Origin of the sequence: Roseomonas sp. OT10 (assembly GCF_020991085.1) — a bacterium.
Lineage (GTDB): Bacteria > Pseudomonadota > Alphaproteobacteria > Acetobacterales > Acetobacteraceae > Roseomonas > Roseomonas cutis.
In genome coordinates this window covers 2,675,068-2,687,390 of record NZ_CP087719.1, presented here as the reverse complement: position 1 = coordinate 2,687,390, position 12,323 = coordinate 2,675,068, and the positions used below count along the sequence as shown (strand labels likewise).

Here is a 12,323-nt window from a genome sequence, read left to right as displayed (position 1 = left end):
GCGTGGCGTCCGTTGGTAACAGGGAGAACGCGACACCATGCGAATGATCTGTGGAGCGGCGCTGCTATCCGCCGCCCTGGGATTCGCCGCGCCCGCGCAGGCACAGGTCGGAACGCCCACCGCCGCGACCACGGCGGGGGAGCTTGGGGCCATCTGCCTGGCGGAGACGACGGGCGTGCCCCGGCTGGAGGCCATTGCCTATTGCCAGGGCTACCTGACGGCGATGGGCCAGTACCATGCGGCGCTGCACCCGGCGGGGGGGCGGCAGGCGCCGCTGTTCTGCCTGCCCAACCCGCCGCCGACGGTGGCGCAGTCGGGCGTCGCCTTCGGGCAGTGGATGCGACAGAACCCGCAATACGGCTCGGAAGCGCCGCTGGACGGGCTGCTGCGCTGGGCCCAGGCCACCTATCCCTGCCCCGCGGCGGCCGCGCCGTCGCGCCGTGGCCGTTGAGGGGGGGCCGAGATGAGGAGCATGATGAGCATCCGCACCACCCGCCTTGCCCTGCCGCTGCTGGCGGCCCTGTCGCTGGGGGCCTGCGAGGGCATGAACGACAGCCAGCGCCGGGTCGGCACGGGCGCCCTGGGGGGCGCCGCCATCGGCGGCATCGCCGGTTCCTTCAGCGGCAATGCCGGCTGGGGCGCGCTGATCGGGGCGGGGGCCGGCGCCGCCGGCGGCTACCTGTGGGACCAGTCGCAGCGCGCCCAGGACCGCGCCTTCGAGCAGGGCTACCGGCAGGGTCGCCAGAACCGCCGCTGAACCCCGTCACCGGCCCAGGCGGTCATGAAAAAAGCGGCCCGGGGGACCGGGCCGCTTTCCTTTTGTCGGCAGGCCGCGGACTCAGCGGGCCTGCTGGATCGCCGAGAGGCGCCAGGGCTGGCCCGGGCGGCGGACGAAGGACCAGAGCTCCGTCACCATCTGGCGCGTCTCCGGATCGCCCTCCACCACGCGGCCCTGGGCGTCGCGGGTCACGTCGACCAGCGAGAAGCGCATCGCCACGGTGGCGTAGTCCAGCCCCTGCTCGTTCCACGCCTCCGCCAAGTCACCGGACTCCAGCCGGACGTCGCGTGTCTCGTTGCTCCAGCCACGGGCGGCGAGGTCCTGCAGGTCGCCGGCGAAGTAGCGCGCCATCTCCGGGGTGGCGAGGCGCTGCAGCGTCGCCATGTCGCCGCGCGACCAGGCCGCGTTGATGTCCACCAGCATCCGCTCGAAGGCCTGGAAATCCGCCTGCCCGACCTGGACCGGGGCGCTGCGGGCCGCGGCCATGCCGCCCCCTGCCGAGCCGCCCGCCATGGCCTCGCGGGCATAGGCGTTCGGCGGGGCCCGGCCGGCGGGGGCGGCGCCGGCCATGGCCGGGGACATGCCCTCGGCCGCGCGGCGACGGAAGAAGCGCATCACCAGCATGGCGAGGCCGACCAGCAGGGCGATCTGCAACAGGAAGCCCAGGAAGCCGCTGAAGCCTGCGGCACCGCCGAAGGCGCCCGAACCGAACAGCATCCCGACCAGCCCGGCACCCAGCAGCCCGCCCATCAGGCCGGACATGAAGCCGCCGCCGCCGAACAGGCCGCCGCGGGCCGGGGCAGGGGTGTAGCTCGGCCGCTGCGCCGGGGCGGTCTGCCCGAAGCCGCCACGCGGCGTCTCCGTCCGGTCGAAGTTGCTGACGCCGCCGCCCGGCGCGGTGCGGGTGGAGGGCGGGGCGCTGTAGGTCCGGCTGCCGCGGCTGCCGGAGGAGAAGCCACCACCCGGCCGCGCATCCGCTGCCATGGGCAGGCCCACCAGGGCGAGCGCGGCGAAGGCGGCGAGCAGGCTCGCACCGAGCTTGCGGGGACGGCGCATGGATCGTTGCTCCCGAAGGAAATCTGACATGCCTGTAATATAGTGCAGGTGGGCCCGGGTTGCATCACCCTGGTCCGGACCTTGCGCCCGCCAACCCTTCCTCCAGGACACCCCCCGGCATGACGCCACGCCTGCCCGCTGCCTGCGCCGCCCTGGCCCTCCTGGCCGGGACCGCCGCCGCCCAGGCACCCGCCTCCGCGCCCGTCGGCAAGGTCTTCCGCCTGGCGACCAGCTCGGACGCGGCGACGCTCGATCCGCACGCGACCAACGCGCTCTTCACCTATCTGGTGGTGGGCCAGATCTACGAGCCGCTGGTGAACCGCGGCGACGACCTGAAGGTGGAGCCCGGCCTCGCCACCGCCTGGCGGCAGGTGGAGCCGACCCGCTGGCGCTTCACCCTGCGCGACGGGGTGCGCTTCCAGGGCGGCGAGCCCTTCACGGCCGAGGACGTGGCCTTCTCCATCGCCCGCGCCAAGGCGCCGACGAGCAACTACGGCATCTACGTCGACACGCTGGAGCGGGCGGAGCCCGTGGACCGGCTGACCGTGGACCTGGTCACCCGGGTTCCCGACGCGGCGCTGCCGGACAAGCTGACGCGGGTGCTGATGGTCTCGCGCGCCTGGGCCGAGGCGAACCGCGCCCAGGTGCCGCAGAATTTCGGTCAGCGCGAGGAGACCTTCGCCGCCCGCAACGCCAACGGCACCGGTCCCTATGCGATCCGGAGCCGGGAGGTGGACCAGCGCACGGTGATGGCGCGCAACCCGGCCTGGTGGGGGGCGGCGGCCGGCGTCGGTCGCGGCAACGTGGCCGAGTACCGGCACATCATCCTGAATGCCGATGCGACACGGGTGGCGGCCCTCCTCTCCGGCGAGGTGGACATGGTGCATGTCGTGCCCGCCCAGGACGTGGAGCGCATCCGCCGCCAGCCCAACCTGCGCGTGCTGGACGGGCAGGAGAACCGCACGGTCTTCCTCGGCATGAACCAGGAGCTGGAGGAGCTGCCCGGCTCCGACGCGCGCGGGCGCAATCCCTTCAAGGATCTCCGGGTGCGGCAGGCCATCGCCCATGCCATCGACATGAACGCGATGCGCAGCCGCACCCTGCGCGGCCAGGCCGTGCCCACCGGCTCCATGTGGACCCAGTTCGTCAACGGCTGGAGCGAGGAGACGGACCGGCGCCTGCCCTACGACCGCGACCGCGCGAAGCGGCTGCTGGCGGAGGCGGGCTATCCGGACGGCTTCTCCGTCACGCTGGACTGTCCCGTCGGCACCTATGACGAGGCGTGCCAGGCGGCGACGGCGATGCTGGCCCAGGTCGGCATCCGGGTGAACCTGAACCTGACGCCCAACACCATCTACCTCGGCCGCCTGACCCGGCGCGAGGCCACCTTCTACGGCCTGTCCTGGGGCGTGCCGACCTTCGACGCGCTCTACACCATGCGCGGCGTCATGGCGTCGCGCGGGATGGCCGGCAGTTCCTCCTGGAATGCCGGCGGCTGGTCGAATCCGCGCTTCGACGAGCTGGTGCGGCGGGTGGAGGCCGAGCCGGACGCAGAGACGCGGCGCGGCCTGATCCGCGAGGCCCATGCCCTGCACAATGCGGAGCTGGGCCATATCCCGCTCTACCACATCATGATCCCCTGGGGGGTCCGCCGCGGCGTGGAGGTCGCCCACCGCGCCGACAACCAGGTGCAGGTCCGCGAGGTCCGCGTGGAGTAGCCCGCCAGAGGGCCGGCGGGCGCCGGCGCCCGGCCGCGGCAGGCCGCGCGGGGTGCGGCGCGGGCCGGGTCAGCCCGCGAGCATCTCGCCGCGGCCGAGCTTGCGCAGGGATTCCGACAGGCGCGATTCCTGCTGCCGCAGCTCGTGGAAGACCGCGGCGGTGAAGGCGATGTGCTCGCGCATGGCCGCCTCGGCCGCCTCCGCCCGGCCGGCCAGGATCGCCTCGCCGATGGCGCGGTGCTGCGCCAGCAGCGCGTCGCGCACCGTGTCGCGGTGGAAGAACTGCTCGCGGCTGCTCAGGATCCCGCCGCGGAGCAGGTCGGAGAAGACGCGCTGCACGTGCAGCAGGACCAGGTTGTGCGACGATTCGGTGATCAGAAGGTGCAGGCGCGTATCGGCCGCAGCCTCGGCCGCCGGGTCCGCGGCGGTATGGGCCGCCTGCATCTGCGCCAGGCAGTCGGCCAGGGCCTCGCGGTCGGGCGGCGTGGCGCGCTGGGCCGCGAGCTGCGCGGCCTGCGGCTCCAGCAGCCTGCGGTACTCGAAATAGTCCTCCGCCACGCGCCCGTCGGTGCTGAGCAGCGCGGCCAGCGGCGAGGCGAGGGGGGAGAGGAACTGCGCCACCACCGTGCCGCCGCGCCCGGTCTCCACCAGCCCCTTGCGCTCCAGCCGGTCCAGCGCCTCGCGCAGCGAGGGGCGGGAGACGCCCAGCTTCTCCGACAGCTCCCGCTCGGGGGCGAGCTTCTCGCCCGGCCCCAGCGCGCCTTCCAGGATCAGCCGCTCCAGCCGTTCCGCCACGAGATCGGCCAGGGCAGGAGGGCGGATCGGTTCGAGCATCGTCGTCTCCCGGCGCTGCGGCCCGGCCGAGGCCGGGGCATGCGGAGAGTAGTCTTGGGTAAGTGATTTGACCATGGACAGGATTGGTAAAAACATATAACCAATTCGTGCCGGCCCGCACCGGCCCCGCGTCGCCAGGAGGAATCGCCCATGCCGCCGGCCACCAACATCGAGGACCTGCGCCAGCGCGCCAAGCGCAACATCCCGCGCGCGATCTTCGACTATGCCGACCGCGGCTCCTATGACGAGGCGACCTACCGCGCGAACCGCGAGGATCTGGCGGCGCTGAAGCTGCGCCAGCGGGTGATGATCGACGTCTCCGACCGCAACCTCTCCACCACCATGCTGGGCGAGCCGGTGAGCATGCCCGTGGCCATCGCCCCCACCGGGCTGACCGGCCTGTTCCACGCGGATGGCGAGATCCTGGGCGCGCGGGCGGCCCAGGCCTTCGGCATTCCCTTCACCCTCTCCACCATGTCCATCTGCTCGATCGAGGACGTGGCGGGCGCGGTGGACAAGCCCTTCTGGTTCCAGCTCTACGTCATGCGCGACCGCGGCTTCGCGAAGTCGCTGGTGGAGCGGGCGATCGCGGCGAAGTGCTCGGCGCTCGTGCTGACGCTCGACCTCCAGATCCAGGGCCAGCGGCACCAGGACATCAAGAACGGCCTCGCCGTGCCGCCGAAGCTGACGGTGAGGAACGCGTTGGACGTGGCGACCAAGCCGATCTGGGCGATGAAGGTGCTGCGCGGCAAGCGCAAGAGCTTCGGCAACCTCGCCGAGTTCGTCCAGGGCGGCAACAACCTCACCACGCTGAGCCAGTGGATCGCCGGGCAGTTCGATCCTTCGCTGAGCTGGAAGGACGTGGCCTGGATCCGCTCCCTCTGGCCGGGCAAGCTGATCCTGAAGGGCGTGCTGGACGTGGACGACGCGAAGATCGCCGCCGATACGGGCGCCGATGCGCTGGTCGTCTCCAACCATGGCGGGCGGCAGCTCGACGGCGCGCCCTCCTCCATCTCCGTCCTCCCCTCCATCGCCGAGGCGGTGGGCGACAAGATCGAGGTGATGTTCGACGGCGGCGTGCGCTCCGGCCAGGACGTGCTGAAGGCGCTCGCCCTGGGCGCCAGGAGCTGCATGATCGGCAAGGCCTGGCTCTACGGCCTGGCCGCCGGCGGGCAGGCGGGCGTCACCGAGGCGCTGAACATCATCCGCAAGGAGCTGGACGTCTCGATGGCGCTCACCGGCACGCGCGACGTGCGCGAGGTGACGTCGGAGGTGCTGTACAAGCCGAAGTCCGACGACGTGGTGCGGCCCGGCGGCGGGCGCCAGGTCGCCGCCTGACGGGGGCCGGCACCCCCGGGGCGCGGCCCCGGGGGCCGGCCGGCCGCGATCAGCCCACCGCGCGCAGCTTCGTCACCACCATCGGCTTCGCCAGCAGCGGCGCGGCCCCGGCGCGCAGCGCGGCGATGTGCGCCGTCCTGCCATGGGCGGCGAGGGTCTCGGCGCTCTCCCACTCCTCGACGAACACGAAGTGGCCGGGCTGCGCCAGATCCTCGTGCAGCCGGTATTCGAGGCAGCCGGCCTCCGCCTCGGTCGGCGCCACCGCCGCCTGCAGCACCGCGCGCAGCGCCTCCTCCTGGCCGGGCCTGGCCCAGGATTCCGCGACCACGCGCACCTTGTCCGTCATGACGACTCTTCCTCCGTGTCGGAGGAAGGAGGGGGCGCTCAGCCCCCGGCGATCGTCAACCCGTCCACCCGCACCGTGGGGCTGTCCGTGCCACGGCGGAAGCGAAGGTCGTTCGCCGGGGTCATGGCCAGGAAGATCTGCGGCAGGGTGCCGGCGATGGTCAGGCCGCTGACCGGCTCCGCCAGCGCGCCGTTGCGGATCATGAAGCCCGCCGCGCCGCGGCTGTAGTCGCCGGTCAGGCCGTTCACCCCCATGCCGATCAGCTCGGTCACGTAGATCCCCTCGGCGATGTCCGCCATCAGCTCGGCCGGGGACATGCTTCCGGGCTCCAGCCACAGGTTGCTGGGGGCGGGGGAGGGCGGGCCCGACACCCCGCGCGACGCATGGCCGGTGGTGGCGAGGCCGAGCTGCCGGGCGGTGCGGCTGTCGAGGAACCAGGTGGTCAGCACGCCCCCCTCCACCACGGCGCGCGGCCGGCCGGGTTGGCCCTCGCCGTCGAAGGGGCGGGAGCGCAGGCCGCGCGGCCGGGTCGGGTCGTCGCGCACGGTGATCCCCGGCGCCATCACCGCCTCGCCCAGCCTCCCGGCCAGGAAGGTGGTGCCCCGCGCCACCGCCGCCCCGTTGATCGCCGCCGAGAGGTGGCCCAGCAGCGAGCCGGCCACGCGCGGGTCGTAGACCACGGGCCGGCGCGCCGTCGCCGGGCGGGTCGGGTTCAGCCGCCGCACCGCCCGCTCGCCGGCCGCGCGGCCCAGCGCCGCGGGGTCCTCCAGGTCGGAAAGGTGGACGGTGGAGGACCAGTCGTAGTCCCGCTCCATTCCCGTGCCGCTCCCGGCCAGGGCGGTGACGGAGATGCTGTGCCCCGTCCGGGCATACTGGCCGGCGAAGCCGTTGGAGGCGACGAGGGTCACGGCGCTGCGCGACCAGCCGGCCTCGGCGCCCTCGGAATTGGTCACGCCGGCGACCGCCAGCGCCGCTTCCTCCGCCGCCGCCGCACGGTCGGTCAGGGCGGCGACATCGGGCTCGGCCGGGTCGGCGAGGTCGAGCTCGGGCGGATCGAAGCGCACCGCTTCGGGCAGCCCGGCGAAGGCGTCCTCCGGCACGGCGCGGGCCATGGCAACGGCGCGCTCCGCCAGGGCGGCGAAGCCGGCCGGGTCCGGGTCGGTGGTCGAGACGATCGCCTGCCGCCGGCCGACGAAGACCCGCAGGCCGAGGTCCAGCCCCTCCGCCCGCTCCACCTTCTCCACCTTGCCCAGCCGCCGGGCGACGGAGAGCGCCATGCCCTGCGCCAGCAGCGCATCCGCCGCATCCGCCCCGGCCGCGCGGGCGGCGGCCACGAGGTCGCCCAAGCGGGAGGGGGTCCCGCGGGAGAGGCCGTCGCCGCTCATGCCGCCAGCGTCTCCGCGATGGCCGGCAGGCCGGGCACCTTCCCGGCGGGGCCGAGGGCGGCCAGGGTCGGGGCGCCCCGGAAGGCCAGGGCGGCGGCGCGCTGCACCTGCTCCACGGTCACGGCGGCGATCTTCGCCTTGGTCTCCTCGACGGGGATGATCCGACCATGCACCTGCAACTGGCGGGCGAGCTGCTCGCAGCGGCTGCCGGTGGATTCCAGGGACATGAGCAGGGACGCGCGGAGCTGTGCCTTGGCGCGGTTCAGCTCCTCCTCCGTCACGTCGTGCTGGACGCGCCGCAGCTCCTCCAGCGTCACCGGCACCAGCTCGGCCGCCTGGTCCTCGCCCGTGCCGGCATAGACGGCGAACATGCCGCCGTCCCGGAAGGGGGAGTGGAAGGAGTAGATGGAATAGACGAGGCCCCGCTTCTCCCGGATCTCCTGGAATAGGCGGGAGGACATGCCGCCGCCCAGCAGGCCGGAGAGCAGCATGGTCGGGTAGTGCATCGGGTCGGCATAGCCGGGGCCGGGGAAGCCCAGCACGACATGGACCTGGTCGAGGTCCCGCTCCTCGCGGAACTCGCCGCCGGTGTAGCGCGCGGGCTCGGCCTCGTGCGCCTCGGGGGTGGGCAGGTCGGCGAAGTGGCGCCCGACCATCTCCACCAGCGCCCCGTGCTCCAGCGCGCCGGCCGCCGCGACCACCATGCGGGAGGGGCCGTAGTGGCGGCGCATGTAGGCGCGCAGCGTGTCGCGCGGCATCGCCTCGATGATCTCCGAGGGGCCCAGGGTGGGGCGGCCCATCGCCTGGCTGCCATAGGCGGTGGCCTGGAAGTGGTCGAAGACGATGTCGTCGGGCGTGTCGTTGGCCTGCCCGATCTCCTGCAGGATCACGCCGCGCTCGCGCTCCACCTCCTCGGGGGCGAAGGTGGAATGGGTCAGGATGTCGCCCAGGATGTCCGCCGCCAGCGGCAGGTCGTCCTTCAGCACCTTGGCGTAGTAGGCGGTGTTCTCCCGCGCCGTGTAGGCGTTCAGGTGGCCGCCCACATCCTCGATCTCGCGGGCGATGGCGGCGGCGTCGCGGCGCTCCGTGCCCTTGAAGGCCATGTGCTCCAGGAAGTGGGAGACGCCGTTCTCCTCCGCCCGCTCGTCGCGGGTGCCGGCATGGACATAGGCGCCGATGGAGACGGTCTCCACCCGGGGCATGGTGTCGGAGACCACGGTCAGGCCGTTGGGGAGGCGCGTCAGGCGCACGGCATCGGTCACGGCGTCGGTCATGGGGTGCGGGGCGGTCTTTCCAGGGTGGGGCGGGCCGGACCCGGCTGCCCGGAGGGGGTTTGTCCGCCCCAATGTAGGCGCGAACCGCCTCGGCTGCGACCTGTCCGCGCATGGCTGCGGCGGGATCGCCGCCGCCCCGCCGGGGCCAGGGGCTCCTGACGCTTTGGCATCGATCTGGCTCGGGAATTGCTTGGGCCGGCCGGCGCGGTGCCGGGGTTTCGGAAGGGCGGGCCCGCCGCGCGGGAAGGACCCTCGTAACCCATGTCAGCCACCATCCATCCGGTCGATGAGCCCATCCCGCTTCCCCGGCTGATCCCGCTCGCCCTGCAGCATGTTCTGGTCATGTACGCCGGGGCGGTCGCCGTGCCGTTGATCATCGGCCGGGCGCTCAACCTGCGGCCCGAGGAGGTGGCCTTCCTCATCAGCGCCGACCTCTTCGCCTGTGGCCTGGCGACCCTGGTGCAGTGCCTGGGCCTGCCCGGGGTGGGCATCCGCCTGCCGGTGATGATGGGCGTGACCTTCGCCGCGGTGGGGCCGATGCTCTCCATGGCCGCGACGCCCGACATCGGGCTGCTGGGCATCTACGGCTCGGTCATCGCGGCGGGCGTCTTCGGCGTGGCGGTCGCCCCCTTCGTCAGCCGGCTGCTGCCCCTCTTCCCGCCGGTGGTGACGGGGACGATCATCCTGGTGATCGGCATCTCCCTGATGCGGGTGGGCATCAACTGGGCCGGCGGCGGGCTGCCGATGCTGACCCGGGTGGTGGACGGGGTGCCGATGCAGATGGCCAACCCGAACTACGCCCAGCTCACCGGCCTCGGCATCGCGCTCTTCGTGCTGCTGGTGATCCTGGCGCTGATCAAGTGGGGCCGCGGCTTCCTGGCCAACGTCGCCGTGCTGCTTGGCATCGTCGCCGGGTCGGTGCTCGCGACGCTGCTGGGGGTGATGCATTTCGAGAAGGTGGCCAGCGCCGCCTGGTTCGACGTGATCCTGCCCTTCCATTTCGGGATGCCGCAGTTCCACCTCGTCCCCATCGCCACCATGTGCGTGGTGATGATCGTGGTGATGATCGAATCCCTGGGCATGTTCCTGGCCCTGGGCGACATCACCGGCAAGCGCATCACCCAGGAAGACCTGACCCGCGGCCTGCGCGCCGACGGGCTGGGCACGCTGCTGGGCGGCATCTTCAACACCTTCCCCTACACCTCCTTCTCCCAGAATGTCGGGCTGGTGGGGGTGACGGGGGTGCGCTCCCGCTGGGTGACCGTCGCGGGCGGCGTCATCATGCTGATCCTGGGGCTGCTGCCGAAGATGGCCGCCCTGGTGGAGGCGGTGCCGCAGGTGGTGCTGGGCGGCGCCGGGCTGGTGATGTTCGGCATGGTCGCGGCGACCGGGGCGCGCATCCTGGCCAATGTCGACTTCCGCACCAACAGCCACAACCTGTTCGTCGTCGCCGTCTCGGTGGGCTTCGGCATGATCCCGCTGGTGGCGCCGAACTTCTTCCGCAACCTGCCGCATGCCCTGCACCCGCTGCTGGAATCCGGCATCCTGCTGGCCGCCATCGCCTCCGTCCTGCTGAACGCCTTCTTCAACGGGGTGGGCAGCCAGGCCCATGCCCGGCGAGAGGCTTCGGCCGCCGCCGCGGCGGCCGAGCACGTCTGACGGCGCAGCCCGGGGGCGGGCCTGACCCGCCTTCGGCCCTGTTGCCCGGGTAAGGCTTCCCCCTGGCCCGCGGCACGGGGCCAGCGCGCGTCCTTCGCCGGCCCGGAGCGGTTCGCCGGGGAGGGCGGCGTCCGGAGACGCGCACCCGCCCTTCGAGCAGGCGGCCGGAGCATTCGCGGCGGATGCAGGGGAAACCGGGTAGGATCGTGCTGGAACCGGGCCCGGCACCAGGGCAGGCTGCGTGGCGGCCGGAGCAGGCCGTTACGACCTATTGATTGTTTGGTATCATACTGTATGATATAAGACGAAACAGCGGGACGAGGCAGCCCGCATCAGGGAGAAGCGGTTCATGCGAACGCAGGTCGGCATCGTCGGAGCAGGCCCCGCCGGGCTGATGCTCTCCCATCTCCTGCACCTCCAGGGCATCGATTCGGTGGTGGTCGAGACCCGCACCCGGGAAGCGATCGAGGCCACGATCCGCGCGGGGGTGCTGGAGCAGGGCACCGTGGACCTGATGGTCGAGACGGGCGTCGGCGACCGGCTGAAGCGGGAAGGCTTCGAGCATGGCGGGTTCGAGCTGCGCGTGGACGGGGAGGGGCACCGCATCGACCTGCGCGGCCTGACCGGCGGCCGCAGCGTCACCGTCTATGCCCAGCACGAGGTGCTGAAGGACCTGATCGCCAGGCGGCTGGAGGATGGCGGCAAGATCGCCTTCGGCGTGCGCGACACCAGCGTCCACGACGTCACCGGCTCCCCCGTCATCCGCTACACGGATGCCGAGGGGCGGCCGCAGTCGCTGGAATGCGACGTCGTCGCGGGCTGCGACGGCTCCTACGGCATCTGCCGCCAGGCGATCCCGGAGTCGGTGCGGCAGGAGTACCTGCGCATCTATCCCTTCGGCTGGTTCGGCATCCTGGCCAAGGCCCCGCCCTCGGCGCACGAGCTCATCTACGCCCGCCACGACCGCGGCTTCGCGCTGATCAGCACGCGCTCGGAGACGGTGCAGCGCATGTACTTCCAGTGCGACCCGAACGACCGCGTGGACAACTGGTCCGACGACCGGATCTGGGCCGAGCTGCAGGCCCGCGTGGCCGGGGACGGGTTCCGGTTGAAGGAGGGCGAGATCTTCCAGCGCAACATCGTGCCCATGCGCTCCTTCGTCTGCGAGCCGATGCAGCACGGGCGCCTGTTCATCGCGGGCGACGCGGCGCACACGGTGCCGCCCACCGGGGCGAAGGGGCTGAACCTGGCGGTGGCCGACGTGGTGGTGCTGGCGCGCGCCCTGGAGAACTTCTTCCGCCGCAACGACACGGCGGGGCTCGATGGCTATTCCGCGACCGCCACGCGCCGGGTCTGGCGGGCGCAGCACTTCTCCTGGTGGTTCACCTCGCTGATGCACCGCTTCGAGGAGGTGAGTCCCTTCGATGCGCGGCGGCAGCGCGCAGAGCTCGACATGGTGCTCTCGTCCCATGCCGCCCAGCAGGTGCTGGCGGAGAACTACGCGGGGCTCCCGCTGCGGTGACGCGGCGCCCGGCGGAGCCTCTCCGCTGGGTGCCACGCGGGGGTCGTTCCCCGCGCCCTGCCCCCCGTCCGGGCAGGGCGGCCGGGATCAGCGGCGGCGGGCGGCCGGTGCCGCGGGGGGCGCGGCCGGGGCCGGCGGGGCCGCCGCCGGGACGGCCGTGGCCGAACCGCCGCGAGAGGCCTCCAGCGCGTCCTGCGCGCACTTCTCGATGGCGAAGGTCGTCTGCCAGCGTTCGCGGCAGGCGGGCCGGAAGGGCTCGGCCGGGTCGGACGGGCCCGCCACCACTGGCGGCTTCTCGGCACAGCCGGCCAGGATCACCAACACCACCGCTGCGATGGCCCTCATGCGCTCTCCCCTCCAAAGGATGAGGCGCGCTGCTTTGCATGCGCGCCGGGCGGCGGCAACAGGGGGGC

At 72.7% G+C, this 12,323-nt stretch carries 12 protein-coding genes; 6 read left to right on the top strand and 6 right to left on the bottom strand.

Annotation, left to right across the window (positions count from 1 at the left end):
• Positions 1 to 37: 37 nt before the first annotated feature.
• On the top strand, positions 38 to 451 hold the full coding sequence (locus LPC08_RS12365) for a Rap1a/Tai family immunity protein (RefSeq protein WP_230448544.1): 414 nt from the start codon (positions 38 to 40) through the stop codon (positions 449 to 451).
• A gap of 21 nt (positions 452 to 472) precedes the next feature.
• Positions 473 to 757 carry a YMGG-like glycine zipper-containing protein gene (locus LPC08_RS12360; RefSeq protein ID WP_230448543.1) on the top strand — a complete coding sequence of 95 codons (285 nt, stop codon included), beginning with the start codon at positions 473 to 475 and terminating at the stop codon, positions 755 to 757.
• An 81-nt stretch (positions 758 to 838) separates the two neighbouring features.
• On the opposite strand, the gene LPC08_RS12355 is transcribed toward LPC08_RS12360, so the two are convergent.
• On the bottom strand, positions 839 to 1,834 hold the full coding sequence (locus LPC08_RS12355; protein ID WP_230448542.1) for a Tim44 domain-containing protein: 996 nt from the start codon (positions 1,832 to 1,834) through the stop codon (positions 839 to 841).
• A 119-nt stretch (positions 1,835 to 1,953) separates the two neighbouring features.
• Here LPC08_RS12355 and LPC08_RS12350 point away from each other — a divergent pair, with 119 nt between their 5' ends.
• Positions 1,954 to 3,552: an ABC transporter substrate-binding protein gene (locus LPC08_RS12350; protein WP_230448541.1), complete on the top strand. Its 1,599-nt coding sequence runs from the start codon at positions 1,954 to 1,956 to the stop codon at positions 3,550 to 3,552.
• Positions 3,553 to 3,621: 69 nt separating this feature from the next.
• Here LPC08_RS12350 and LPC08_RS12345 read toward each other — a convergent pair whose 3' ends face one another.
• Positions 3,622 to 4,386 (bottom strand): FadR/GntR family transcriptional regulator, encoded by a 765-nt coding sequence (locus LPC08_RS12345; protein ID WP_230448540.1) that lies wholly within the window; start codon positions 4,384 to 4,386, stop codon positions 3,622 to 3,624.
• A 150-nt stretch (positions 4,387 to 4,536) separates the two neighbouring features.
• Here LPC08_RS12345 and LPC08_RS12340 point away from each other — a divergent pair, with 150 nt between their 5' ends.
• Entirely contained in the window at positions 4,537 to 5,724 is a 1,188-nt protein-coding gene (locus tag LPC08_RS12340) for an alpha-hydroxy acid oxidase (RefSeq protein WP_230448539.1), read from the top strand.
• A gap of 49 nt (positions 5,725 to 5,773) precedes the next feature.
• Here LPC08_RS12340 and LPC08_RS12335 read toward each other — a convergent pair whose 3' ends face one another.
• The 3 genes from LPC08_RS12335 to LPC08_RS12325 are packed head-to-tail and all read right to left on the bottom strand — an operon-like array spanning position 5,774 to position 8,717.
• Entirely contained in the window at positions 5,774 to 6,070 is a 297-nt protein-coding gene (locus LPC08_RS12335; protein ID WP_230448538.1) for a putative quinol monooxygenase, read from the bottom strand.
• Positions 6,071 to 6,108: 38 nt separating this feature from the next.
• The gene (locus tag LPC08_RS12330) at positions 6,109 to 7,455 is read right to left on the bottom strand and encodes a TldD/PmbA family protein (RefSeq protein ID WP_230448537.1); all 1,347 of its coding nucleotides are present in this window, start codon (positions 7,453 to 7,455) and stop codon (positions 6,109 to 6,111) included.
• Positions 7,452 to 8,717 (bottom strand): M16 family metallopeptidase, encoded by a 1,266-nt coding sequence (locus LPC08_RS12325; RefSeq protein ID WP_230453071.1) that lies wholly within the window; start codon positions 8,715 to 8,717, stop codon positions 7,452 to 7,454. The genes LPC08_RS12330 and LPC08_RS12325 overlap by 4 nt, the downstream gene beginning before the upstream one ends.
• Before the next feature lie 273 nt (positions 8,718 to 8,990).
• On the opposite strand from LPC08_RS12325, the gene LPC08_RS12320 reads away from it, so the two are divergent.
• Together LPC08_RS12320 and LPC08_RS12315 are read left to right on the top strand one after the other, a co-directional pair.
• The gene (locus LPC08_RS12320; protein ID WP_230448536.1) at positions 8,991 to 10,388 is read left to right on the top strand and encodes a nucleobase:cation symporter-2 family protein; all 1,398 of its coding nucleotides are present in this window, start codon (positions 8,991 to 8,993) and stop codon (positions 10,386 to 10,388) included.
• Between the two features lie 349 nt (positions 10,389 to 10,737).
• Positions 10,738 to 11,910, top strand: coding sequence for a 4-hydroxybenzoate 3-monooxygenase (locus LPC08_RS12315; RefSeq protein ID WP_230448535.1), 1,173 nt, complete (start codon positions 10,738 to 10,740; stop codon positions 11,908 to 11,910).
• Positions 11,911 to 11,997: 87 nt separating this feature from the next.
• Here the strand turns inward: LPC08_RS12315 and LPC08_RS12310 are convergent, their stop codons facing one another.
• Positions 11,998 to 12,255: a hypothetical protein gene (locus LPC08_RS12310; protein ID WP_230448534.1), complete on the bottom strand. Its 258-nt coding sequence runs from the start codon at positions 12,253 to 12,255 to the stop codon at positions 11,998 to 12,000.
• Positions 12,256 to 12,323: the final 68 nt, after the last annotated feature.

Excerpts from the sequence above, each read along its gene's own strand:
- LPC08_RS12365 (WP_230448544.1), top strand. The coding sequence starts at position 38 with ATGCGAATGATCTGTGGAGCGGCGCTGCTATCCGCCGCCCTGGGATTC.
- LPC08_RS12360 (WP_230448543.1), top strand. The coding sequence starts at position 473 with ATGATGAGCATCCGCACCACCCGCCTTGCCCTGCCGCTGCTGGCGGCC.
- LPC08_RS12355 (WP_230448542.1), bottom strand. The coding sequence starts at position 1,834 with ATGCGCCGTCCCCGCAAGCTCGGTGCGAGCCTGCTCGCCGCCTTCGCC.
- LPC08_RS12350 (WP_230448541.1), top strand. The coding sequence starts at position 1,954 with ATGACGCCACGCCTGCCCGCTGCCTGCGCCGCCCTGGCCCTCCTGGCC.
- LPC08_RS12345 (WP_230448540.1), bottom strand. The coding sequence starts at position 4,386 with ATGCTCGAACCGATCCGCCCTCCTGCCCTGGCCGATCTCGTGGCGGAA.
- LPC08_RS12340 (WP_230448539.1), top strand. The coding sequence starts at position 4,537 with ATGCCGCCGGCCACCAACATCGAGGACCTGCGCCAGCGCGCCAAGCGC.
- LPC08_RS12335 (WP_230448538.1), bottom strand. The coding sequence starts at position 6,070 with ATGACGGACAAGGTGCGCGTGGTCGCGGAATCCTGGGCCAGGCCCGGC.
- LPC08_RS12330 (WP_230448537.1), bottom strand. The coding sequence starts at position 7,455 with ATGAGCGGCGACGGCCTCTCCCGCGGGACCCCCTCCCGCTTGGGCGAC.
- LPC08_RS12320 (WP_230448536.1), top strand. The coding sequence starts at position 8,991 with ATGTCAGCCACCATCCATCCGGTCGATGAGCCCATCCCGCTTCCCCGG.
- LPC08_RS12315 (WP_230448535.1), top strand. The coding sequence starts at position 10,738 with ATGCGAACGCAGGTCGGCATCGTCGGAGCAGGCCCCGCCGGGCTGATG.
- LPC08_RS12310 (WP_230448534.1), bottom strand. The coding sequence starts at position 12,255 with ATGAGGGCCATCGCAGCGGTGGTGTTGGTGATCCTGGCCGGCTGTGCC.